Origin of the sequence: Desulfosporosinus acididurans (assembly GCF_001029285.1) — a bacterium.
GTDB classification, from domain to species: Bacteria; Bacillota; Desulfitobacteriia; order Desulfitobacteriales; family Desulfitobacteriaceae; genus Desulfosporosinus; species Desulfosporosinus acididurans.
Window position 1 is genome coordinate 54,174 of the sequence record NZ_LDZY01000017.1, and the last position, 26,113, is coordinate 80,286.

The 26,113-nt window shown below is 40.7% G+C and carries 20 protein-coding genes; 3 read left to right on the forward strand and 17 right to left on the reverse strand.

The features are described 5' to 3' along the window. Window positions 1-108: 108 nt before the first annotated feature. Window positions 109-480: an ABC transporter permease gene (locus tag DEAC_RS19330; protein WP_053006522.1), complete on the reverse strand. Its 372-nt coding sequence runs from the start codon at window positions 478-480 to the stop codon at window positions 109-111. Between the two features lie 458 nt (window positions 481-938). Between DEAC_RS19330 and DEAC_RS23980 the strand changes: the two genes are divergently transcribed. Together DEAC_RS23980 and DEAC_RS19350 are read left to right on the forward strand one after the other, a co-directional pair. Next, the gene (locus DEAC_RS23980) at window positions 939-1,088 is read left to right on the forward strand and encodes a hypothetical protein (RefSeq protein ID WP_047810665.1); all 150 of its coding nucleotides are present in this window, start codon (window positions 939-941) and stop codon (window positions 1,086-1,088) included. A 355-nt stretch (window positions 1,089-1,443) separates the two neighbouring features. Beyond that, on the forward strand, window positions 1,444-2,223 hold the full coding sequence (locus DEAC_RS19350) for an acyl-CoA dehydratase activase (RefSeq protein WP_047811728.1): 780 nt from the start codon (window positions 1,444-1,446) through the stop codon (window positions 2,221-2,223). A gap of 257 nt (window positions 2,224-2,480) precedes the next feature. Here the strand turns inward: DEAC_RS19350 and DEAC_RS19355 are convergent, their stop codons facing one another. From DEAC_RS19355 to DEAC_RS19420, 14 genes are all read right to left on the reverse strand, one after another. After that, entirely contained in the window at window positions 2,481-2,960 is a 480-nt protein-coding gene (locus tag DEAC_RS19355; RefSeq protein ID WP_047811729.1) for a flavodoxin family protein, read from the reverse strand. A 76-nt stretch (window positions 2,961-3,036) separates the two neighbouring features. Next, window positions 3,037-4,110, reverse strand: a complete 1,074-nt coding sequence (locus DEAC_RS19360; protein WP_152671447.1) for a serine hydrolase — start codon at window positions 4,108-4,110, stop codon at window positions 3,037-3,039. Then, a complete protein-coding gene (locus DEAC_RS22405) occupies window positions 4,067-6,238 on the reverse strand; it encodes a serine hydrolase (protein ID WP_152671448.1) in 2,172 nt (723 codons plus the stop codon). Before DEAC_RS22405 ends, DEAC_RS19360 begins: the two co-directional genes overlap by 44 nt. 21 nt (window positions 6,239-6,259) lie before the next feature. Then, entirely contained in the window at window positions 6,260-7,021 is a 762-nt protein-coding gene (locus DEAC_RS22410) for an RDD family protein (protein WP_053006525.1), read from the reverse strand. 53 nt (window positions 7,022-7,074) lie between these two features. Then, window positions 7,075-7,848, reverse strand: a complete 774-nt coding sequence (locus DEAC_RS19375; RefSeq protein ID WP_047811730.1) for a PP2C family protein-serine/threonine phosphatase — start codon at window positions 7,846-7,848, stop codon at window positions 7,075-7,077. A gap of 12 nt (window positions 7,849-7,860) precedes the next feature. Then, window positions 7,861-9,339 (reverse strand): VWA domain-containing protein, encoded by a 1,479-nt coding sequence (locus DEAC_RS19380; RefSeq protein ID WP_083996339.1) that lies wholly within the window; start codon window positions 9,337-9,339, stop codon window positions 7,861-7,863. After that, window positions 9,330-9,932, reverse strand: coding sequence for an FHA domain-containing protein (locus DEAC_RS19385; protein ID WP_047811731.1), 603 nt, complete (start codon window positions 9,930-9,932; stop codon window positions 9,330-9,332). Before DEAC_RS19385 ends, DEAC_RS19380 begins: the two co-directional genes overlap by 10 nt. A 46-nt stretch (window positions 9,933-9,978) precedes the next feature. Then, the gene (locus tag DEAC_RS19390; RefSeq protein ID WP_047811732.1) at window positions 9,979-11,343 is read right to left on the reverse strand and encodes a trypsin-like peptidase domain-containing protein; all 1,365 of its coding nucleotides are present in this window, start codon (window positions 11,341-11,343) and stop codon (window positions 9,979-9,981) included. Between the two features lie 286 nt (window positions 11,344-11,629). Continuing rightward, window positions 11,630-12,853, reverse strand: a complete 1,224-nt coding sequence (gene trxB, locus DEAC_RS19395) for a thioredoxin-disulfide reductase (protein WP_047811733.1) — start codon at window positions 12,851-12,853, stop codon at window positions 11,630-11,632. Between the two features lie 37 nt (window positions 12,854-12,890). Further along, window positions 12,891-13,217 (reverse strand): thioredoxin family protein, encoded by a 327-nt coding sequence (locus tag DEAC_RS19400; protein ID WP_047811734.1) that lies wholly within the window; start codon window positions 13,215-13,217, stop codon window positions 12,891-12,893. Between the two features lie 30 nt (window positions 13,218-13,247). After that, window positions 13,248-14,735, reverse strand: a complete 1,488-nt coding sequence (locus DEAC_RS19405; RefSeq protein WP_047811735.1) for an aryl-sulfate sulfotransferase — start codon at window positions 14,733-14,735, stop codon at window positions 13,248-13,250. A 375-nt stretch (window positions 14,736-15,110) separates the two neighbouring features. Continuing rightward, window positions 15,111-16,991 carry an aryl-sulfate sulfotransferase gene (locus tag DEAC_RS19410; RefSeq protein ID WP_047811736.1) on the reverse strand — a complete coding sequence of 627 codons (1,881 nt, stop codon included), beginning with the start codon at window positions 16,989-16,991 and terminating at the stop codon, window positions 15,111-15,113. A gap of 50 nt (window positions 16,992-17,041) precedes the next feature. Continuing rightward, window positions 17,042-18,424: an MFS transporter gene (locus tag DEAC_RS19415; RefSeq protein ID WP_083996341.1), complete on the reverse strand. Its 1,383-nt coding sequence runs from the start codon at window positions 18,422-18,424 to the stop codon at window positions 17,042-17,044. A 420-nt stretch (window positions 18,425-18,844) separates the two neighbouring features. Further along, window positions 18,845-19,507 (reverse strand): Crp/Fnr family transcriptional regulator, encoded by a 663-nt coding sequence (locus tag DEAC_RS19420; RefSeq protein WP_047811737.1) that lies wholly within the window; start codon window positions 19,505-19,507, stop codon window positions 18,845-18,847. 521 nt (window positions 19,508-20,028) lie between these two features. Here DEAC_RS19420 and DEAC_RS19425 point away from each other — a divergent pair. Further along, a complete protein-coding gene (locus tag DEAC_RS19425; protein WP_047811738.1) occupies window positions 20,029-20,835 on the forward strand; it encodes an MBL fold metallo-hydrolase in 807 nt (268 codons plus the stop codon). Window positions 20,836-21,094: 259 nt separating this feature from the next. On the opposite strand, the gene DEAC_RS19430 is transcribed toward DEAC_RS19425, so the two are convergent. Then, window positions 21,095-22,222 carry a lipid II:glycine glycyltransferase FemX gene (locus DEAC_RS19430; protein WP_047811739.1) on the reverse strand — a complete coding sequence of 376 codons (1,128 nt, stop codon included), beginning with the start codon at window positions 22,220-22,222 and terminating at the stop codon, window positions 21,095-21,097. A gap of 317 nt (window positions 22,223-22,539) precedes the next feature. Continuing rightward, entirely contained in the window at window positions 22,540-26,046 is a 3,507-nt protein-coding gene (gene nifJ, locus DEAC_RS19435) for a pyruvate:ferredoxin (flavodoxin) oxidoreductase (protein ID WP_047811768.1), read from the reverse strand. Between the last annotated feature and the right edge of the window lie 67 nt (window positions 26,047-26,113).

Here is a 26,113-nt window from a genome sequence, read left to right on the forward strand (position 1 = left end):
ATCAATGAGTTCGACAATATCTGTCACCTTAATATATTTAAGAAAAGTCATGAAACGATAAAATAATTTAATCATTTTGTGCTGAAAGGCAGCGCTTGTAGTACGTTATTATAAGCTTGTTTCCTTTTTTAACCTATATAATGCCCAAGATAAACTGATAACGCACATCATCGAAAGTAAAATCAAGACGAAGATAATATCACGTGCAGCAATATTGCCTTGTAAAATCAAAGCTCGTAAAACATTAATTACATAAGTAAACGGATTTATATTAACAGCAATTGACAATTCGCCGGATAAGTTATCTGTAGGAAATAACGCTGTGCTAAGGAAAAAGATTGGCAGGACAATTGCGTTCATCATTTTTTCGTATATGACTTCATTCGGTAAGCAAAGACTAATAGCATAAGTAAGACTTGCCATAAAAAACGCTGTCATAAATAGCAACAAAATAATTAGAAGCAATCCCATCTTTGGCATGCGGTAACTCCCAACACACCCTTTGGCAACTGGGTGTTGTCTTCAATATAATCAATTGCGTTGCTCAAATTTTTTAGCCACTCCATTTCTTCACCTCCTTGTAAAAATCATACACCTCCCAGTATATTAAGTCCTCGCTTTTGTTGTCCTCTTTTGTAAACTTTATCTCAGTAAAGTTGACTGTTCGAATCAAGATCCGAACGAATCCAAGCGTTCTTGAGCTCTCAATTATATTTTGTACTTTCTCTATTTCCATATTGTGCCATATAGACCATCTCTAACATACAATGTACTATCTCGTGAAAAGGAGGAAAAGGAAATGGCATTTGGAGGCGCTGGCGGAGCAGGTGCTTGTGGAACAGGCTTTGGCTATGGAGCAGGAATCGGTATAGTGGTAGTTATTATTCTTCTGCTTATTGCAATGGGGATCGTATTCTAATTTGAAAGGAGAAAAATTAATGTACGGAATGGGCTATGGAATGGGTTATGGTGGATATGGCATGGGCGGAGCATGTTGTGCTCCAGTTGGCGGCGGAGGAAGCTGCATCGGTGCCGGAATTATTGCCATCGCTATTTTAATTCTTATCGCTTTAGGCGTTATCTTCTAATAATTACTATTTTGAGGGCTATCATCTTAATTGATGATAGCCCGTTCGTTCTTGTTGATGGAGCATTTATCCTATCCTCTTTTGCAAAGAATGAGTTGGGATTCTTTTCTCAAATAACCCCAAAGTTAAAAAGGCCGTAAACGCGTCATTTCAAACTGAAAACTGAAAACTTAATTCTTATTCCTCATTTTCTATTTTATTCTATGGCAATAGATAATATAATAATCATGTTAATATATAGCTAATAAGTTATTGACAAAATAAGACTTATAGCCCGAGTATTAAATAGGTAGGCTTTTGTTACATCAGTGTTAGTTAATCCAACTGATGATAATTTACAAAGAAGGTGAGTTAAGTGCTCAGCGCGGGTATTGATGTCGGTTCTATGGCAACGAAAGCCGTTATTTTTGATGGAACCATTAGAAGTGCAGCTATAATTCCCACAGGCTGGAACCCGAAAGAAGCCGGGCGGTCAGTTCTTCTGGAAGCACTCAACATGGCAGGTCTGCGAGAAATGGATATCAATACTATCGTAGGAACAGGCTATGGACGTGTTTCCCTTCCCTTCATCGATAAAAAAGTTACTGAAATAACCTGTCACGCTAAAGGGGCGAATTTCCTTTTTCCGCAAACTAGAACAGTCATCGACATCGGCGGTCAGGACAGCAAAGTAATCGCAGTCAATGAAGATGGGACAGTTGCTGATTTTATCATGAATGACAAATGTGCTGCCGGGACAGGACGCTTCTTACAAGTAATGACGGGAATACTTGACATTACATTAGATGAATTAGGTCAACTGGCTTCGAACAGCAAACCAGTAAGCATCAATAGCATGTGCACGGTTTTTGCTGAGTCAGAGATTATCGGCCTCCTTGCTCAAGAGGTGCCCAAAGAAGCAATTGCTTCCGGAATAGTCCAAACCATTGCAAATAAAATGTTGAGTCTCGCTTCAAAAATTCCCTTGCGGGAAGAGGTCACATTCTCTGGCGGAGTTGCTAACAATCCAAAGATATGTAAAATTTTATCCAGCGCATTCAAGATGAAATTCAATATATCAAGTCAACCACAGATCGTTGGCGCCCTAGGTGCTGCTATAGTTGGTTTTGAAAAATGGAGAAAGGATAATAAATAACCTGGAAGCCGATCTCAGTTCTTTGATCATCTTCAGGAAGGCTCTCAACTAAGTTTGTTATGAATTACAAAAAAATATGTCTCCCCGCACTACTCGAAATGTGTGAAGAAACATACTTCATTTTTGTTAATAACACAACATATTGCGTTGATACAAACTTGTCTGCACATAAATACCTTAATTGCAATAAAAGCTCGCTATAAAACTAATTATTTCAACAATTCAGCCCCAAGATGTAACTTTCTTAGATTAGTGTATTAGTTAAATAATTCTACGGCTTTTCTAGCAATTCTTTCGCCAAATATTTTTGCTCGCTCTTTTTGCCCATCATCCCCATCTTTAATGCACACAGCTCCGTAATGGATGAAAGGCTGTCCCTCAGCAACACCTGAGGAGTAGACCAACATACCTTTTACTAACATTTCAGCAATCATTGAGAGTTCCGCTACCTCTGCACCACCGCCAACATAATTTGCTGTAGCAAAAACAGCTCCGAGTTTTCCGCTAACATTTTTAGCTGCGTCTAACCATTGCTTTAATTGCCATGCAAAGGTTCCCGCAATCGTCGGTGATCCAAAGATAACTACTTTGGCTTCGTTCAAGAATTCATTGTCAATTTCTTCGATCGACATACTTTTTACATCAACATTATCGATTTTCTTTGCACCTTCAGCTATGAGATCTGCAACCTTTTTGGTATTACCAGTCTTACTATAATAAACTATAGCTATTCTCATAAAATCCTCCTCCTTTTAAACATAATTTTAACACTGTTCCCACCGTTTGGAAATACATTTTTAAGGAGGTCACACCTCAGCTAGTATGCAAGGTATCGTTGTATACAACCTTGGACACTTTGGCGATTATTGTTCTTGCATCGCCAGCTACAATACCACTAGACAAAACGCATAAAACATAGGCACCCTTGGGAGTGAATATTATTCCGGCATCGTTCTCCACCTTATCAAGTTCACCTGTTTTATGTGCAACGACTGTTCCAGCAGGAAGCAAAAGTGGTATTTTGGTGTTATTTTCCTGTCTCTTTAAAATTTCAATCATCATTGGATCATACTTCTCACCGAGACATTCATTCTTATATAGTTTTGTTAAAATATTGCACAAATCGGCAGCAGAGGTATAGTTTTCTTTTCCTTCACCTTGAGCTTTAAAATCCATCATCTTCCTTTGAAGTACGGTATCAAGGCAGCCTAATTTTTGAACAGTAGTATTAATTTTGTCCATAGTAATTCGATCGATCAATATATTTGTTGCCGTATTGTCACTTTGCGTTATCATTAAGTAGATTAGCTGGTCTATTGTTAAGACAGTACCGTCTTTTCTGCTTGATAAAGAGCCTGTTCCGCCTACTTTCATACTACTGGTAAGCGTTATTTCTTCATTTTCATTAATCACCCCTTCATTAATTTGATTATAGGATTCAATCATGACAAATAACTTAATCATACTTGCTGCAGTCATTTTTTGGGGATTTATGACCAAATTATTATTAGAAATCGTGTCTTGATAGGATATAGAATATGAACCACGTTCGTTCTGGATAATCTTCTTAATATCCCTTGTCAACTTATCAGTTGTACTCTTAACGTTCTTGCCAGTGTTTGAAGTTTGTATATTACTTTTTTCCAGAGTCGATTCATTACCTTCGGAATCATTATCTGGACTGGACTGCTTGCCGGAATCAACTGCGAAGTCCGTTAAATCAGATTTACTTGTTGCAGTCGCTTCTTTTTTTGTGACCTCATATGTAAATAATATAACAGTAAATACTAACAACAATAAAACCACATATAAGGCAATTTTGATGATGCGATCGAATCTATTGCTATTTCTGGATTTGTTCAACAACAGCTCTGGCCACCTTTCCAAATATTTCTGCTGCTGTATCCTGGTCTACCTTTTCTCCCATTAAGACTAGGACAACTCGTCCTTTTGGAGTATTAATAATTCCAGCATCATTAAAAACGCCAGTTAAAATACCGGTCTGATGACTTATCAAGATATTATCAGGCAAGTATTTCGCCATTCCAGTATGATCGTTATTCCCCATAATACTGATAGAATATTCACAATCTTGAGCTGCCATAATTCTATTTTCGGCTAGTAAACTTAGCAAAGATCCAATACCCCGAGGCGAACAGTAATTTTCCAATCCTCTATTCATGGCTTGCTGGTCCATGAGCTTTCTATTCAGTACGATACCATCAATATTTAAGGACCTCATCGTATTGTTGATCCTTTCCAGACCTCCAAGTTCATCAATCAGTAAATTTGCCGCGGTATTATCAGAATAGCGCATCATTAATTCGAGCAATTGTTTAACGGATAGGCTTCTACCGCTATCTTGTCGAGTAAGTTTTCCTGTACCTCCGGCAATTCCTTGAACGGTAATTGGTTTATCCAAGTTCAAATTACCATTAAAATGCTCAATAAGTACTGTGGTCATGATTGGTATATAAACTAACCCCCCTGCAACTTTTGAGTCATTAGCTTCGCTATTCGCATATTCTTCCTTAGTCGTATTGTCACGGAGGTACATGAAATATGAACCTTTGGAGTCTTGACGTACGATGTTTTCTAATACAGAAAATACAATTCTATTACTTACTTGTTTATCTGTAATTTTTGGTGTAGAAATAGGTTGATTCCCGCTTTCAGACACGATTGATTGATTGTGATTAACCTGAGTATTGTTAGCTTGAATATTTCCCTGATAAGAGTCAACTATTCGATCAGCCGGTTTGGGCCTGTTGAATTTGATTATTCCATAAATCGTGGCAGGTATAACCAAAATTAATGCAGCTACTAATACAATTATCAGCTTTTGACTGCCGTTAAGACTCGCAGGTCTCGTATTCTGATTGCCTCCACCTTCAGTTTGGCTATTCTTGACAGGCGCTTCAATTTTCTGCTCAGACCGGTGACTTTCTAAGTCAATGTTCGTCGCCTTGTCTACCGTATTAGCAGGGCTGGTTCCTATGGAGAGTGCTTTGTTCAGTTCTGCTTTGAACTCATCGATATTTTGAAAACGATCCTGAGGTTGTATAGCTAAAGCTTTGAAGATAACTAATTCTACAACGGAGGGCAAGTTTACATCCTGATCCACTAAACTCTCAAGCTTAATACCTTGCATGCGATCAATCGATTCCGGAGGAGTTTTACCACTGAGTAATTTGTAAAAAGTTGCCGCTAAAGAGTATTCGTCCGTCCAAGAGCCTTGAACGCCTCTAGAAGTATACTGTTCAATCGGCGCATAGCCTGGTTTCAAAAGTACGGATAGGCTCTTGTTGACATCATTCACGATTTTTCGTGACGCGCCAAAATCCAGGAGCTTGACTTGAAAATTTTTCGTTATATAAATATTATCCGGACTAATGTCCCTGTGCAGGACTCCCTCAGCATGAACAAGGGAAAGGGCATCAGCAATAGGCATAATATAGGTTAGTGCTTCATCCAAGGGCATGCGACCTTTATTACTATTCTGTAAAAGCTGACTTAGAGAGATTCCTTCCACATATTCCATCACGATATAGGCAGTACCGTTTTCCTTAAAAAAGTTCATGATTGAGACAATATTAGGATTACTTTGAAAACGCGCCAGGGTCCTCGCTTCCGCCAGAAACTTTTCCAGGCCATATTCATAATCCTGTCCGTTTTGCCCACTAAAAACAGAAACGGTTTTATTACCTAAAGCTCTTGTTCCTAAGCCGTCCGGCAAATACTCTTTGATGGCAACTTTTAGGTGTAATTCCTGATCCCAGCCCAGATATGTAATACCGAAACCTCCATGCCCTAAAACACGTCCGATCACATAGCGGTTGTTCAGTTCAGTACGCGGCGGTAGATAAAGCGGTGAATCAGACAGTGTACCTTCTACCCAATTACAATTCAGGCATTGCTCATTTTGACCACGTAACTGCATACAACCCATGCAAAGATTGTTGGCATCATTAATAAAATCATTATTATTGTCCAACATCATTCTCCTCTCACCCATTTTTCCATGTAGATAAAGCAACTACGCCTTCACTTCAAACATGTTATCTTTCACTGCAAGGAAAAATCGATCGCCACTTTTAAGAATGATTGCTTGCCCTTTTCCCAGCCGAACTCCCGAAGCCAGAAAAGTTCCATTAGACGAACAAGTATCTGTTAAGGTAAAACTGTTTTGCCTTGGATCATATTTTATAATACAATGCATACGGCTTATTGCTTCCGATGGGACAATGATATTACAGGAGAGCGGATCTCTTCCTATAATTAATCCTTTATCATCAATTTGAATCATTTGGCCCGCATAATTCCCGGTAACTCCACATAAAATTGGTCGGACATTTTGTCCTTGGGGCATCTGATGTGGACGATTATTGACGACACTGCTGTTTTTGTTCAAGACCAAGGTTCCCAATAAGACATCATGAAGGGCTTGTTTCCTTTCCGTAAATGCAGCCATCACAAAACCCGCACATAAGGGAACCAAGGATAGTACTTTCCCGAAATAACGCCCGGTTGCCACTCCAAAGGAAATACGTTGCCCAAACAAATCTGTAACGATAATTCCTAGAGCTAACTTTCCTAATGTAGCTTGTTTCGCAGAGCTTTCCATAAGAGCAAAGTATAACCACCCAACGATAATGTTCAAGAGCAACAGCAGCTGCCATCCTCCGAGGGCAGTCGCTAACCAAAATGGAACCGTTAAGAGGATCAGTATGGTACTATAAATCGCATTATCAATAAAATATGCTAAAAGGCGTTTCCAAAAGTTGGCATTAACTTCCAAGAAAATCACCTCGTCTCTTCATTTTGGAATGTTATTCAATGACTATTAAGAGCTTAACACCCAATAATTAGGATAGTGACATTATCCTGATGCTGGATATTCTTACGAAGTGTTTTATCTAGCAATTTATCCGCAGCTTGTTGAGGTAAAGCGGACATCTCCTCAGCTATCTCTGCTTCACTTAATGTGCCAAATAATCCATCACTGCACAAGAGAAGTTTGTACCCTTGTTTAAGAAAAATAGGCTTTTGACAAACGTCGAACCTAAAATTATCACGGACACCAATATAACTGTACAAATAATGACGTTGGTCGTTTTTCATAGCCTCTTCTTCTGAGATATATTGTTCGGCTACTAATTTTTCCAAATTCCTGGCAAAGGTGAAATCACTGGTAATTCTAACCAATCGGCCTTGACACCAGAGATATATTCTGCTGTCACCGGTTCCAACCCAATATAATAATCCTTCCTTGACCACAGAGGCAATCAAAGTACAACCGGTATCGACATTAACCTCCAGCCCTAATTTAGCAACTGCTTGGTTGGCGGCGTCGATAGCCTTAGCCAGCCGGCCGGGAACAGAATCCTGAATGTTGGACAATTGATAGCTATCCACAAAAGTTTCTATAGCAATCGAAGCAGCTGTTTTCCCCATGTCGTGCCCGCCCATACCGTCAGCCAAAACAGCTAAGATACCATTATCTTGAATGGATTGTGCATCAAAAAAATCAGAGAAGTAGAAGGCATCCTGCTGTTCTTCCCTAGAACCAATATGCTGCGCATTTCCGGGTGTTAAATAAATTTTCGGAACGTGATTAACCCGCAACTGAAACACTCCTTACATTACAATTCTATACATCATCTCAGGTACCCGAATTAAATCGCCATTCTGCAAGGCACAGCTTCCCTGCACTGGAGTTCCATTGACATATATCTCTCCCGGTATCTGACTATGGATTACGATCATTTCATCGATAACCGAAAAATGTCCAATAATCTTTTTGTCGTAACCAACTTGTAATGCACATTCAGGTGCAGATCCAATCAGGGGATTCAGATCAGCTTGGATCTGGATCACTTCACCTTTATTTGGACCCTGCAACACTTCCAACCCGATACTGAAGGAAATTCTTCCTTGCGAATTTTGGACAAGCATGGTTGTGTTTCTTGGTTCATTGCCGTCATTAGATTCTGTTTTATTCCGTTGTGATTCGCCATTAGGCTTTTTAAATAACCACATCATTACAAGGATAAGGAACAAAGTGATGAGAATAAAAGGAAGTAAAATCATCGCCGCGCCAAAATAGCTAGTTCTGAGTTCTTGCTTAGGCTTCGCCAGAACTTGGCTGGAGTTGTCTTTATCTGTTAAGGCAGGCACAGCCGTGAATTTGGCGGCTTGCCGGATTTCTCCATGGCTGTCTTTAAACGCTACATTAATAACAGCCTGTTGATTAAAGACCTTGAAATTTTCACAGCGTAGATTAATGACCTTGCATTTCTCGATCGACGATTTAAAATTAGAAAACAACTCTTTTCCGCTCGCGCTGATGAAGTATTGACCACCCGTCTTCTGGGCTATTTGATCCGCAGCGACCTTGAACTCTTGTTCCAGCGAGTTTTTGTTATTCATGATCAAGGTATAAACAGGCAAGCGGTCAATATCTACATATTTTTGGGCATCTTCACTGCTAAAGCTGTCCCCATCAACTCCACCGTCAGTAATCAAGACAACTATACGCTGTTCAGGAATATCCTTAGCGGTCCGACCAATCTCAATAGCGTCACGTATCCCAGAATATAGATGTGTCCCTGTCCCACTACCCACAGAAATGCTATTTTGAATTGTTTTAATAGTGCTTTGTGAAGAATCGCTCACTGCGAAATCCTTGATTGTTTCTAATTTATTGCTAACACCAAAGACTGCAAGCTGATCGTTCGGTCCAACAAATTCAAACAATTTTTCCAGCATAACCTTGAGTTGACTTGCCCGGTTTTCACTTCCCATAGAAACAGATGTGTCAACAAGTATAAGGTAAGACGTATTTACCGTGCCTCCATTATCGGATTTAACATCCTGAATATCCGTTAATTGGGTAGGAGTATCGTTAATTTTGATCTTCAAGGCATTTTTAAGCTGGGCATTATCCAGATTGATGTTATCCAAGCGTACAAACAACTTTAAGTCCGGCAATTTCGAGTCGACCTGTGTAATATTAAAATTAGAGTCGTTGGCAGCCTTAGTAACAGCAGGTTCTAAAAGGATTAGGCTAATTAACAGTACAACAATAAGGCTGCTTACTGCTTTTTTTAGTCCCATTTAAACTCCTCCCCGCAAAACGGGATGAACAGCAAGCGCGACTTACCTATTTCAATCGCATCATACGCATGCAATTCCGTAACCGCCAAAACCGGTGCGTCATTAATGTAGATAAGATCGCGCCCATCTCCTCCTTGGATAAAGAAGCGATTATGCTTAGGGTCATAAATAATGACAGCGTGTTTTTCGCGGGAGATTGAATCGTCACCCTTGATGGAGATATTGGTTTGTCCTCGGCCGATTGTATTCTGGCCGCTCATGATCTGATAATCCTGTCCTTTACTAGCGCCTTCTACACAGACGAGCCAGCCGACGACGGGATCAATCCCAGTCTTCGCTTTAATAATGCCAACTGTTTTCTCTCCGCGACTTGGAGTTCCGTTGGTATTAAGCGCCCGGGTAACGGGAATATCGCTTGCCCCATTTGGGACATTTGAAGCTGTATGTTGGGTTTTGGGAATATCATTAACTGGAGAAGGGTTATTGATATGTTGAGTTACCCCTGACGAGGGTCCTTGACCACTGCAAAAGGGACAGCTCGGATATACAGAAGCATCAAAATAATGTCCTTGATTACAGCGTAAAAGGTCCATGTCCTTACACCCCCACTAAATATAAAAACCTCACAATCACTTTAGGTTATACTCGTACTTCAAACATATTATTTGGCACACCTAGGTAAAATTTCTCGCCGCTTTTCAGATAGTGCGGCTGTCCTGGGATTACACGCTGCCCATTAAAAAGATAGGTTCCATTCGAAGAATTCAGGTCTTCCAAAACAAAACTTTGCGCATCAGAGTTATAAGATAGACAACTATGACGGCGACTAATATCCGTGTTATTAGCAGGGAAAACCACTTGACATTGGGCCGGATCTCTGCCAATGATCAGTGCTCCATGTACGCTAAGATTATTCCCTGCAAAATGTCCACTAACTCCGATTAAAAGCGGCTTGGGCTGATTATGAATCAAGTTATTTTGAACCGGGTTATTTTGAATAGGGTTTTGCGGTAAGGTTTCAACTTGGTTGACTTTATTCTTTTTGCGACTGGTGTTTATAGCTATAAGCACAATAGCAAGAATTATTAAGATAATTAAAACTACGGCTGCTAGGATGACTATTGGATTGCCAGTCAACTTGCCGATAAATGATGATGAAGAAACATTTCTTGAACCATTGGTTTTTTCATAGGATATTCCAATATTATCTAGCAAAGACAAGAGATAGGTCGGAACCATAGCCACATTATAATTATTTCCTTGTGTACTGCCGTAGGTATTAATACCAATGACATAGCCGTTTTCATTCACCAAAGGCCCGCCCGAATTCCCCCCTGATATTGGCACTGTACTGTGGATCACATCAAGAGGATAAGAGCCTTGAACTGAAATCTGGGTTTTTTGATTCACTTCACCATTTGTGTAAGAGACGTCACTGGGACGGGCCGTTGCCCTTTCTCGGCCAAGATAGAAACCATTAAGCTGGTCAACAATACCTGGGAATCCATAGGCATATACTTTATCTCCGGTCTTAACGGTATTAGGATCACCAAAAACCAATGGGTCTACGTTTAAGCGCTCATTATCATTGACGATTTCAATTACTGCCAGGTCATTAACCTCCATCGCTTTCGTAAGTTTTATATCGATAGGGGCGTCATAAAGCATAATATAAGGATGCATTTTTTCAATATGTACATACTTGGCAACATTCTCGATGGAAGTATATCGGCCTATTGCTTGAAGAGCATCAACAATTTGTTTGGCAACATCTTGAATAACCTTGTTTTGATCCATGACATGGTAGTTCGTAATCAGATATTTTATTTTTTCTCCCTTTTTACCAATAGCAAACGTTGTCCCGTGGACACTAATGGTCGCAGCTCCTAAACCATCTACATTGACGAGATAATCAACATATACTTTGAAGACACTCTTTTTAAGTTGTTCGCGATCAAAATCAGCTGATGCTTTTTTCACTGGATACAAAAAAGAAGTTATCAAGAATAGAATGGTAAGAAAAACTAATCCCTTTTTTTCATATCTGCATCCTTTCTTTTATAATTTTTTTATTAGGAATGGGTAAGGACACATAACACGACCTACCTTTATATGCTATGCCTGCAAGGATCTAATTAAGATTGTGAATAGTATTATTTTCAGAGAAGTTTTAATTGAAAATTCAGGAAATAATAAAATGATATGCCCCTTTCCGATTATAAGTTTATGATTTAACCTACAACCGGAAGGGAGCATATCACTAGCACATATGTCACCACTGATTAATTTTTTAACACAACTGGGATTTCAGATTTTCTATAGTCGTTAAACAATCCAATCGCTTAACTTCTTGACCCTTATCTAATACCACAACGGAGGGAGCCTTTTCGATACCATATTTCTGGGCGAGATTTTTCTTCGTGGTCAGATCAACTTTTACAATCTTGTATCGTTCCTGCAGTTCTTGGTTTACTTCTTCTAACAAAGTGCCAAATTCCAAGCTACTGTTATCTTGGGCATTAAAGAAGAGTAAAAGAACTTGCTTATCACTTTCCAAAACGTTTGAATTGAACGCTTTCATTTCTTCAATATAGCGTTCGGCGGCAACAGCTGCCGTAGCTCCATCCCCGGCTGCGGAAACCACTTGTCTCAGATATTTAACCCGATTGTCTCCAACTGCATAAACCCCTTCGAGGTTCGTTTCCATTAATTCATTGACCGGGATATAGCCTCTTTTATCGATCTCGATGCCGCTTTCTTGAAGAAAATGGGTCGAAGGCACCATGCCCACGAAGAAAAAGACACCCTGACAGGCAAGTTCCGTTGAAGCTCCGGTTTTTAAGTTCTTGATCTTAACCCCTTCAACATTATCTTGACCCTGAACTTCTTCGAGGGTTGAATTCCAGATGAAATCCATTTTTGGATTTTGGAACGCTCTCTCTGCACTCACTTTATTGCAGTCAAGAATTCCTTCGTCATGGAGCACAATCACAGTGACTTTACGAGCGAATTTCGTGATGTACATACCTTCTTCAATGGCCTGATCCCCGCTGCCGACGACGACGACATCTTCACCTTCGAAGAACTCGGCATCACAAGTAGCACAGTATGCTACCCCGCTGCCTTGGAGCCGTTTTTCGCCGGGAATATTTAAAAGTCTCGGTTCACTGCCGCAGGCGATAATAACTGCTTTAGATGAATAGACTTTGCCTTTTTTCGTAGTGATTACTTTATCCTCCTGTGAGAAATCCGTTCTAACAACTTCATCACGTAAGAAATCTGTCCCAAAGGATTCAGCGTGCTTTTTAAAGTCCTTCATGAGATCTTCCCCGCTGATTTGTCCATACCCGGGATAGTTAACAATTTCCCGCGTTGTATTTACCAACCCGCCAACGGTGCCTTTATTGATGACCAAGGTTTTTAACTTGGCTCTTCCGCCATAAATAGCCGCCGTAAGTCCTGCCGGGCCACCGCCCACAATGATTAAATCATAGGTACTTGTTATGTCTCCCATACTCCTCTACGACTTCCTTTCTCTAAATGCTGAGGTTTTACCCTTCAAGGACGTCCGCAATCTTATCCTCGACTTTTTCTTCGTCAACGGCTCCTGCGAGCTTTCCTTGATATTCCCCTTCATTAAAGAATAGGATTTGAGGAACACCTTTAAGGGAAAAGCTTTGAAATAATGTTTTGTCATCCTCGACGTCAACATAATAGAACCCGAATTTCCCCTCATAGTTTGGCTTTAGATCTTCTAAAACAGGGATAACTCCTTGACAGACATGACAACTTTTTCTGGAGAAAATCACTAAAGAAGGTTCACCATTATTATAAATAATCTTTTCAAATTGATCGGCATTTAACTTTTCCAACGACATTTTCCTCACTCCTTAGAAGTTTTTCATTCACTAAAATTTCGTGAAACTATCCTCGTCATCATCATCGTCATCCTTTAAGGACAAATCCTGATCGGCTGCGGCAACACAAGCTTGTTGGATGGCAGGATAGCCTGTGGTTCCTTCAACACCCACCACATTTTGAACTTCACAATCCGCCGCGCCCGATACACGGAATTTGCGAATATCGAGCATTTGTACAGGGGTTTCCTGGGGTTCAGGAAGTTGAGGAATATAACTATAAGGGTAACGATAAGCACGATAATAGATGGTTGATGGATTTTCTGTAAATGGAGAAATGAATTCCCAGACGACTTCTTTCAGGCGAGTTACTTCAAAGAACCGTCCGCCCACTCCTTCGGTTATCAGGGTATTGCCGTTTGGCAGACGCTGAGCTGCACTGGTTAAAGGGCTATAGAAACGATAGTCGGAGATTCCGGGCTGACCATATCCCATAAGCTCACTTCCGAGGATCTGCCAGACTACTTTCATGGTCACAGGATTGAGTTCGAGGATACGGGACCGGTCAGAAATATTAACTTTTGTACCATCTTTAGAAATATTGCTTGGGCTGCCATAGCCTGACCAACCGCCATTATCAAAAATAAGAATATTTCCTGCTCCCGGTAAACCTTGGGGAATCATATGCACATGGTGTTGTCCAATGATCTGCCCGATCTTAGCAAGCTTTTTATCGGCTGAATAATCAGGGCCCATTTTCCAGACGATTTTTCCGGTTTCCTTAGAAATAATTGCAATAATGTTCGCTTCACGAGAATCCCAAATGATGTTATCCGGATGGAAACGTTGATCTCCTTTATCGTACCATTTATTGGGTCCGAGGACGCTCATGGAGTTGATATGCATCCAGTCACCCATTCCACCGCCGGCTTCATGCATGTTGGGATTTTTATAAAGTGCAAGCTTGGCCGCTTCACTAAAACCAAACTCTTTAAAATGCTCACTGGCATGCCATTCCCAGACGATATTGCCTTCCCAGTCAACTTCAATAAAGACATCATCTAACAGGTTTTTGTCGGAGATCTTTTTATTAAAACAATTCTCATGAACAAGGATCAATGTATTCCCTTTGTTGGTTTGACATTCCATACCCGGGACATAGTAGCCAACCGGATTCCCTTCCCGTTGATAATCATGGTGCTGACGCGCCATCCATTGAGGTTCATGCCCTTCATCTGCGATCAATTCTTTTCTGTCAAATTTCCAAACCACGTTACCTTCCCAGTCCACTTGAACGAGGTCAATTTGGTCTTGATAACCGAATTTAGGGTCTCTTACACCACGGCTTCCCAAAACATAGCCACCGGGAAGCAGCTTATTGGGAAACCCATGCAAATCCTGCCAAACTCGGACAACATTGCCGTTCATATCGATAAGAACGCAGCCAAGCTTTTTTACAGCCATGATAGTATAACCATTAAAACACTTTTCGGGATTATAAATAGTCACTCCTGTAGGATGAACAAATGGTTGACCCATAGAACAACGCTCCTCTTTATTAAAAATTTTTCGTTAGGTCCTGTGTTGTTTTGATTTTTAAATACCCGAAACTCGTATTTATTATAGACATCTAAATAGGAAAAAACTGATAACACATGTTATTCTTTTAATAATCAAAGCCATAAAATTATTTAATGCCTGAGACATTTTCGTAAAAACCCTTGGCTTTTTCAAAATCATTTATCCTAGTAAGAACTCCTACTTCTTGTAAGTGAAGGTTGCTCCTAGAATTACTTTCCTATTAATGTATTGGCAGAGAAAACTCCCCTTTAGCCAACAGATTGTTTAATCGTTCCTGCCTGCTTCTGGGGAGCATCCTCCAATTATATTCTTATCCGATGATGATCCTGGCTATTATATCTTTACTGAGAATCCGGTATCATACCTTTTGTTATCAATATTCAGGTAAATATCAAAGTCTCCCGCTAATCCTTCCCTACTGACATAGAATTGGAAGTCGTTGTCTTTTTGCTCTTCAAAGGAGACACAGGCAGCTGTCACATCATGAACTACGGTTGGTATGGAATAGAACTTCACTTCGCTCGCACCTTTTAATTCCAGAAACACTTCCGATCCTTCTTTAAAGGCCGCGCGAAGAGCCAGACGATCCTCCTCCAGAATTAACGATAAATTATGTTTGGCCGGGACTCCGCCTTCGGCATCTTTGAATTTTACTTTTCCGAACTCCGATGTTACGCCAAAGCCGCCCAAAAACTCTCCCTTGCCAAGTGTAAAATGGGTCTTTTCATCATATAAGGAAAGTCTTCTGGCCCGATAATAATTGCCGCCTTGAACTTTCATTTCATACTTCACTTCATCATTTTGGACTTCCACAGTGATGGATTCTAAGGTTAGATGAATATGTTCATCTTTATATTTATTAAGAAGCATAGCTCCCAAACCGTCTGTATGCTTGCCACGGTAAGTCGCAATTCCCCCTGAGTGAATCATATAGTGGCCTTCGCTATAATAATCAACATTACAGATATAGGGAGAATAGAATTCAGCTCCGCGTTCTTTACCGTATTGCCATACTTGTTCGATTTCCATTTTATCTGTGTCGATTCGATAAATCACGCCACGCGAAAAGTTTTCCTCGGGCGGAATCCAAGTTGCTTTATTTTTCGAGCGATAAGTTCCATTATCAAAAACGAAGACATTGCCATTCGGTAAAATTCGGGCAGCATGTTGCTCATATTGCCAGTCAAAATCACCTTTAGTGACATTTTTAAAGAAGTATTTTTGCCATTCTTCGCCCCAGCCTTCAGGATCGCCCAGTATCCAGTTCAATTTCCCACTGTCATAATTAAAATTAATAATGGCATCCTTGTGTCGTCCGGACATCGTAATGGAGTTAGTGGCTTTATCATACCAAACTGCGTTGTTGTGAAACCAGTCGTGGTGATTCCAATCCCCCGCGTTGCCTTTTTCTCTAGGCAAAATCTTAAGAAGATCCCAGGATTTAACGATTTCCCCTGTTGTTTTATCGACTTCGACGACATAATCTTCAACCGATTCCTCAAAGTCATTGTCCGAAGCGACTAGGAAATTACCATTTTCCAATTCTATGCCATCATGATGATAACCACCTGGTAAGCGGTATTCTTTATAGATTTTGCCACAGAAATCCATTTCCATGAAGCCAACTGTATAATAGGGCTTTTGGACAGTTCGATAGGATGTGTAAAGAAGTCTTCCGTTTTCTAGTTTTTTAATATCCCAACTTTGTTTGTTAGTGATTATCCATCTTAAATCCCCTGCATAGTCGAAACCAACCGTTTTGGCAGAATCAATTAAGGGAGTTGTCGAGGAGATCAGCATGAGATCCTTGCCGAAATACTCCGGTGTAGTATGACAATACAGAGCTCTGTTAACATTCAATTCTTCGACTTCAATTTTAACGTCGGATGTTTTTCCATTGCCAAGCGTTATCACTACCGTATTGGTGTAATTGTCATATAAGCCGTAAATCGGCAAAATATGTTCTTTACTTGCAGCAAAAGTATGAGTTATATCGCCTTCTTTGGCCTTACCTTTAACCGTAATTTCCGCTGTCGTTGCTTCAGCTGTATTAAAACAAATGACGGCAGAAAGAGGGTTAATCAGATATGGATTTTTGACGACCAGCGGATTTTCCTGGGTATAGCTGCCGGAACGAAATTCAGTTAAAAATCTTTTTTCGGACTCATGTTGTAACGTAATTAGGTGTTTTTCTGTTTCTAAAAAATTTCTCAACGTAATCACTCCTCAATGTTTTTCCTTCCATAACCAGTACCAATTCTCTTTTAACTTATTTCTTCTAACGATTTGCCCCCTGTACGAACACCCCAAATAGCTAATATCGCAGCAGGAACCAAAATCATAATCGCTACAATACTATAGATCCCTACAAACTTATACTGAGCAAAAATCAACGGGATGACCAATTGAAAGGCTGCCGTGGCAAAACGGCCCACGGAATTATGAATCCCTACAGCCGTATTTCGCAGGCTTGTTGGGTATGATTCAGCAATATAACTATAGGAGATAAAGGCAAACGCCATGATTGCCGCGATCAATAGGAACCCAATCAATGAAATCGGCCAAAATCCCGCAACCTTCCCAAACATGACAGCAAGCACACTTGCCAAAGCGCAAAGGATCACCATGGGTATTTTTCTGCCGCCTTTATCCGCAATAAACGAAGAAATATATAAGCCAACCGGAACGCCAATCATCAGAATAAACGAAACTCGCAAACTTTCGGTAACATCTAATCCGCGTTGATTCAAAAGAGTTGTGGTCCAATTTGTGACAACAAAAGTTGCCGGCGTAGTTAACAAGACAAAGGCTAAGAGAACTAAGGTGCGTACAAGATACTTCCTGGAAAACATTCCAGTTATTCTTCCTAACAAACTTTCTTTCTTTCCTGAGGGTAAAGGCACATTTTGTAAACTCACCGGAATGCCGCTAACTTCCCAAACAACTTTTTCCGCCAGATCGACCTTCCCTTCGGCTACCAGCCAACGCGGTGACTCTTGTAAATATTTTAATCCAACGACAAAGGGAACCAGCCCCACCCCCCCCAAAACGAGGATATACCGCCACGCCTGCGGACTTAAAGGAATAATCAAACTGCACAATCCGCCAATAATGGGGGCAGCGGTAAATCCCACTGCAGCGGAAAGGCTCTGCCATTTTCCTCGGCATTCAGCCGGGGCCATCTCCGAAAAATAGGCTTGTGAAGTTACCATTAAGCAAAAGACGCCGAATCCCGTTAATGCCCGAAATATTGTAAAGGTCAGCACATTATTGGCGAACCCGTTAAGTATAGAAGCGACTGAAAAGAGAAAAATTGAACCGAGGAACGTTTTTCTGCGACCAATTGAATCAGATATCACCCCCCCCAGGAGGCCTCCGAACGTCATGGCCATGAAATACACGAAGCTTATTCTCCCGATATCGGCCATGGTCAGCCCCCAGGACTTAATCAAAGAAGGTGCAATAAATCCAAAATTCCAATTTGTAATCTGCTCAAAGAAATAAGCTACCATAATGATCATGAAGATCATTTTATGTTTCTTACATACTGTTAAACCATCAAAGTAATTGTTTACCTTTTTTCCGGTTAGAGTACTTACGCAATCCGGCATTTCGGCGATGGAATTTGCTCCTGTTCCAATTGCCATCTTAAATAACCTCCAATTGTCCTTGTATTCTCAAGTACTTATCTAAACAACGATAGATATAGATACCGATTTTTAGAAAATGGAATTTCCCCTAACTCTTAAGTTCGAAGCACTTAAGCCCCTCTATTTCCCTCCCCTGTATCAAAAAATTTCCTGCAGGTTGTCGTCTTAGCGACATTTTAACAGTTATAAGATTTCACAGAAAATAGCATAGACTATCGTTTTAGAATAACCTATGCTGCTATTAAATTTTCGAATAAAGAAAACGAGCTTCTGCCCCTAATGCTCTGTCTGCACACATATTGATCTTCTTGCGGCCTAAGTTTATTTTTCCGTTTAAACAACGAAAGGGCGAGAGGTGAACACTGCATTCCCTCGCGCCCTGAGTTAAATATAAAACGTGTACTTATATCCACATGATTAGTAATCAATAACTCCCTCATCATTTGCATAGCTTTCTAATTTGTTCTCATCGAGAATTATAATGCCTTCTTTTTCTTTCTTGATAATACCTTCACTCTTCAAAGCTCTTAATATTTTAGCTACTGTAACCTTATGGATACCTAAGAAACGACTGATTGTCGCATTAGTAAAGCGCTTATCGACCAGCAGCAAACCCTGATCAACTTGAGAATTCGTCAGCAGAAATTTACACAAACGGTTGCCTACCTTACCCTCGTTCCTGGCTTGCAAAGAGTCAACTAACTCCCGAATAAGTCCTATCGCCATTTGCAATAATTGGCTTAAGGCAACCGGATCATTTTGCACATATTGCCAAAATATTTCCTTCGGTATTTTATAACAAATGCACTTGCTCTTAGCAATAAAGTCATAATCACTTAATCCATTTTCAAATATCGTTAAGGCCCCTAGTACCGATTGAAACGAATTATTGGATTCCTTAACACCATAAATTACTTCATCACCCTTTTCTGAAATTAACGTTCGATAACAGGTGCCGCTTATTAAGTAATATACATAATCCATCTTTTCACCTTGCCGGATAATATATGAGCCTTTTTTAAATTCACATTTATAAGGCCGTCCATTTCCAAAAGCTCCATCATAACTCTCCTCCCACAAAGTTTAAACTAAATCCTTCTCAGTGAACTCATTCAGCCAAAGCTGAACTCGGGGCTTCAGATACAATAATGTCCAGTGGACATTATTGCCGAGCCGCCTTTCTCAATAGGAATACTTAGCGGCGAAGGGGGACTCTACCCCACCTGAAGTTAACGAAGGACACACCCCCACTTATTGAAGTGGGGGACTTAAAAACTGGATCAATGGTTAAGAATCACTGACGACAACAGAAATTATATATAACCCACAGTAAATACTAATGATTATGGTCTTCAACTAATTATACTTTTGAGAGAGCATTTTTTCAGCAATTATTGACATTTTCCATCATATTTAAACTTCAAAACTTCAATTCTGGAAAATTGTTTATTGACAGGGGCAATAAGAAAAGTTAATTTTAAATTCAACGTGCTATCTTAGTAAGATTCCATAAATTGTAATTTATTAAAATTAGTTATTGCCACAAATAGAATCTTAAATTTACTCAATGCAAAATTAAGCTGACAATGGAGTGAAGACCAATGAATCGATTATTTGTCTTAGGAACCGGACATGCTGGAGTAACTAAGTGCTTTAACACATGTTTTGCCCTCGCAAATGAGAACAATGAATATCTATTAGTCGATGCCGGAGGTGGTAATGGCATCTTGACAGCTTTAGAAAAAGTCGGTATTGATTTAACCGAGATTCATCACGTTTTTGTAAGTCATAAGCATTCCGACCATCTGCTCGGGATAGTTTGGATTATTCGAATGATCGCTTCGTCCATGCTATCAGGTCAGTATCACGATAACCTAAAGATTTATTGCCATGAGGAGTTAATTAACAATATCATTACTCTCGTAGAATCAACACTTGATGAAAAATTAACGGACTTAATCGGAAATCGAATTATTCTTGTCCCTGTTACCGATGGGCAATCGAAAAACCTCATAGGTCAAAACTTTACTTTCTTTGATATTCACTCAACCAAGGTAAAACAGTTTGGTTTTACGGTTCAACTGAGTAACGGAAAAGTTCTGACCTTTTTAGGTGACGAACCTTTTAACCAATTATGTAAGAGATATGTCTTAAACAGCGATTGGCTTTTATGTGAGGCTTTCTGTCTATATGATGACCGAGAAAAATTCAAACCCTATGAGAAACATCACAGCACGGTTAAAGATGCTTGTGAACTTGCTGCTCACCTTAATGCTAAAAACCTTGTACTATGGCATACAGAAGACACGAATATAACTCATCGAAAAGAGCTATATACAGCCGAGGGGAAAAAATACTACTGCGGAAATCTCTACGTTCCCGATGACCTAAATGTTATCACACTATAATCTTGTTTCAACGAGGTTTCATACGCTGTTTCCACCTGTCCGTGAGGCCTCCCACGGTGTCCGTTTAGCAATTGTATTCGTGTTCCACGGGCCGGAACTTTATTCCAACCATCAACAGAAATGATACAATTATGCGCATTCCTGACTTTTCCCTTTTTAATTTTCGCACCATAATAAAACAGCTCCTTATTCTATGCTGATATTATTCAGCCACAGAACAAGGAGCAATGTGAGGGCAACCCCCATTTGTTTCAGCACCCTACCGCCGTTTTAAATACAGCAGGAAAGCCCGGTGTAATAAAGGCTGCAGGGGATAGTCCCAAGCACCAATCATTTCACAGGCCTCGCCTCCAAAGCCCAATTTAAATCGCAACAACCCAAACAGGTGGTCAGATTCATCCAGAGTAGGGCTGATGCCTCTGAAATCATAAGTGTGAGCTTTAAGCTGATAAGCATCCTGAATCATACGCCACTGGATTGCATGATTAGGGGCCTTCTCCCGTTTTACATTGCTGCTGGCCCCGTAAAGATACCACGAGTGGAAGTTGGAATGGACGGCTAAAGTGGCAGACAGTAATTCTTCTTCATCTTCCGCCAGATAAAGGGCAATACGGTCTGCTGCTTCGGCCTTTAATGACTGATACATATTAGAAAAGTAGGAGAAACTGCGCACCTTGAATTGATCCCGTTCTGAAGTTACCTTCAGCAACTCATAAAAAGCCGGTAAATCCTGCTCTGTCCCGACTCGGACCTTGACGCCTAAACGATCAGCCTTTTTAACGTTGCGCCTCCAGTTAGTATGAAAACAGGCGAAGACCTCATCCAAGCTGCGTCCCTTTAAGGGCAGGCGGTAAACATATTCGGGTTGGGACACGGCGAAACCCGTATCACCTTGCTGCTTCTGCCAACCGATTTGCCTTAATTGCTGCTGCACCTGTTTAGCCGTTCTGTAGTCCTCATCAGGTGGCAAATCACGCAAAACTTTTCCCGAGCTGCCCTGTTCGCGAGCTTGCTCTAAGAACTTTTTAATTGTGGGAGTATACCATTTTGCCTGTACCACAGGTGGATCAATTTTAACACTGAAAACATGCTTGCTTTTCAAATAAGCAAAAAAAGGTTCAAACCATTCCTTGAGGTTAGAGCTCTGCCAGTCAATAATCGGGCCGCGGGGACAATAAGCCAGGTAGCGGTTAAGGTAGGGCATTTTCCGATATAAAACCAAACCACACCCTGCCAATTTGTTATCCGAGGTGAACCACCCCAATAAATCGCTGGTCCAGTCAGTTTTAACTTTGGACCAGGAAGGATACTGCATAAAATTGCCTAAATCGGCTTGAGAAATAAACGAATAATAGGTTTCTTCACTTATTTTATCAACTTTTAACATCAAGAAAATTACACTCCATTATAAAAACACAAAGCCAAGGGTTATACGTCTTTCTCTATGCCTGTACCAGCAGACTAAAATACAGTATTTTGCGATTTACCCGTCGTAAAAAGGCTTTATATTTTTTTAGTTTTAAATTCGGCTATAAAAAAGGGCTAAAATAACCGTATTAACTATTTTACCACAATTATGATATTTAGACTTCATCAATTTCATCTTACTGAAATAAATAATTCAAAAGCCAGAGAGTAAACTCTCTGGCTATGACTTCCCTAACTGTTTTCTAAATCAATAACAATCTCAACGTGCTGCTTCGTCTATTGACCCGCTAATCTCCTGTAGCTTTCCAGTCTTTCAGCCGAGTCCTGTTCGGTTTTTTCAAATATAGCCTCGGCTACCTCAGGAAATTTCTTTTTCAGAGAAGAATAACGCACTTCTCCCATCAGGAATTCCTGTAAGTTCAGCGTTGGTTCTTTGGAATCCAGTGCAAATGCCTTTTTACCCGCATCCTTCAATTGAGGATTGTAGCGATACAGCGACCAATAACCGCTTTCCACGGCCCGTTTAGCTTCCAACTGACTACATCCCATACCCACCTTTAGCCCATGATTGATACAAGGTGCGTAAGCAATAATCAAGGATGGTCCCGGATAAGCTTCTGCTTCAGCGATGGCTTTAAGAGTTTGATTCTTATCAGCACCCATAGAGATTTGTGCGACATAGACATGTCCATAACTCATGGCCATCATGCCAAGATCCTTCTTCTTAGTACGTTTACCGCTCGCGGCTAACTTAGCCATCGCCGCTGTGGGCGTAGATTTGGAGGACTGCCCCCCCGTATTGGAATAGACTTCGGTATCAAAAACCAGAACATTCACATCTTGACCCGATGCCAGGACATGATCTAAGCCGCCAAAACCAATGTCATAAGCCCAGCCGTCTCCACCAAAGATCCATTGGGATCTCTTGACCATAAAATCTTTATTCTTGAAGATTTCATTAAGCAGCGGATTATTACCTTTATTTTTTTCCAGAAGGGCGATAAGTTTATCTGCTCTGGCACGGGTGTCTTCACCTTGATCAATATTTTCCAACCACTCTTCACAGGCAGTGTTGAATTCTGTTCCAATATTTAATTTAAGCGCTTCTCGGATGTCCTGGGCTAATTTTGCCCGGACTTGATTTAGGCCAAGTAACATGCCTAGCCCATATTCGGCGTTATCTTCAAATAACGAATTACCCCAGGCTGGTCCATGCCCGCTATGATTTTTGGTATAAGGCATAGATGGTGCGCTAGCGCCCCAAACGGAAGAACAACCTGTAGCATTGGCAATCATCATCCTGTCGCCAAACAATTGAGTCACGAGTTTAGCATACGGAGTTTCACCACACCCTGCGCAAGCACCAGAAAATTCAAGAAGTGGTTGCTCAAATTGACTACTTTTTACAGTAAGCGTATTTGAGGAATTGACTTTTGGCGATACAGTCAGAGCATAATTCCACAACTCAGCTTGCTCAAGTTGAGTTTCGAGGGGCTTCATTTCTAAGGCTTTTTGTTTGGCTGGACAAATCTGGGCACAGTTTCCACAACCCGTACAATCGTAGACTGAAAGGGCCATGCGAAAGTTCAAGCCTTTCGCACCACTGGCGGCAATACTTACGAAACCTGCAGGAGCGTTTTTCATTTCTTCTTCATTAATCAACACAGGTCTGATAGCAGCATGGGGACATACATAAGAACATTGATTACACTGAATACAATGTTCCGGTATCCAGCAAGGAACATTAACGGCAATACCGCGTTTTTCATAAGCCGCAGTACCCATTGGGAAGGTGCCGTCTTCCATACCAACAAAAGCACTAACCGGCAATTGATCACCTTCTTGCCTGTTCATGGGAATCAAAATATTTTTAATAAATGTTGGCACGTTATCCTCAGTCCTGCTTTTATCTTGAGCCTTTTCCCAGGAAGCGGGAATACTAATTTTCACGATGCCTTGCACCCCTTTATCGATGGCATCATGGTTCATCTTGACAACTTTTTCACCTTTAGCGCCATAGGATTTTACGACAGCATCTTTCAAGTATTTCACTGCATCTTCCACGGGAATAATATTGGCAATCTTGAAAAAGGCAGCTTGCATGATCATATTAATTCTTCCACCCAGACCAATTTTTTGAGCGATACCAATAGCATCTAAGGTATAAAAATTAATATTCTTCTTGAAAATGTAACGCTTCATAGCTGCCGGTAGATTCTCATCCAGTTCTTGCTCCGTCCAATTGCAATTCAAAAGGAAATTTCCGCCCTGCTTTAGACCTTCCAATACGTTATATTTATCGACATAAGACTGATTATGGCAAGCGATGAAATTTGCTTTATTGATCAAGTAAGGTGATTTTATAGGGTTTTTACCAAAGCGCAAATGGGAAATGGTAACACCACCGGATTTCTTAGAATCATAAGCAAAATACGCTTGGGCATACATATCGGTATGATCGCCAATAATGGCAATAGCACTTTTGTTAGCGCCAACTGTTCCATCCGAACCGAGCCCCCAGAATTTACAAGCCGTCGTTCCAAGCGCTGTGGTATCAATATCTTCACCAAACGGCAAGGAGGTATTAGTAACATCGTCCACAATACCCACGGTGAAATTGTCCTTGGGCTGCTGTTGGTTCAGATTTTCAAAAATCCCCTGAATGTGGCCAGGAACAACATCTTTGCCACCAACGCCACAGCGACCGCCAACGATTGCCGGCTGCCATTCTCTACCATAAAATGCTGCTTTAACATCCAAATACAGCGGTTCTGCCAAAGCCCCCGGCTCTTTCGTTCTGTCCAAAACCGCAATCTTTTTCACAGTTTTAGGAATGTACTTTAAGAAATGTTCTAGGGAAAAAGGTCTGTACAAATGAACCGTCAATAGACCTACTTTCTCGCCATGGGCGTTCAAATAATCAACAGTTTCCTCTATAGCTTCACATACCGAACCCATAGCTATAATCATTCGTTCAGCATCAGGTGCACCATAGAAATTGAAAAGATGATAATCCCGACCTGTAAGTTTATTGATCTCAGCCATATAGTTTTCCACTATCTCAGGAAGAGCTTGGTAATACCGATTGGAAACTTCTCGTTGCTGAAAATAGATATCCGAGTTTTGGACTGTCCCTTTGATAACCGGATGATCAGGATTTAGTGCTCTTCTTCTAAATTCATCGACAGCATCCCGATCGATTAGTTGAGCCAATTCATCATAGTCAAGGACTTCTATTTTTTGCATTTCATGCGACGTCCGAAATCCATCGAAAAAGTTCAAAAACGGGACTCGTCCTTTAATGGCAGACAAATGAGCTACTGCTGCCAAATCCATGACTTGCTGCACACTGCTTTCAGCGAGCAAAGCAAAGCCGGTTTGGCGTGTGGCCATTACATCTTGATGATCACCAAAGATAGAGATTGCATTTGCCCCAAGCGCTCGAGAACTGACATGAAACACCGCGGGCAAAAGTTCACCTGCGATTTTATACATGTTGGGGATCATTAACAACAGGCCTTGGGATGAAGTATACGTCGTCGTTAACGCGCCGGCATGCAAGGAACCATGAACGGCTCCCGCTGCACCTGCTTCTGACTGCATTTCAACAAGTTTTAACGTTTGGCCAAAAATGTTTTTACGACCCTGGGTGGACCATTCATCCGCATGCTCTGCCATATTTGTTGATGGGGTAATGGGGTATATGGCCGCTACATCGGTAAAAGCATAAGATATGTGAGCCGCAGCTGTATTCCCGTCCATCGTTTGCATCGTTCTTGTCATGAAAATTTGCCCTTCTTTCGATTCTTTCTGATTTTGAAATAAAATAGAGGTTATGGATTGATTCATA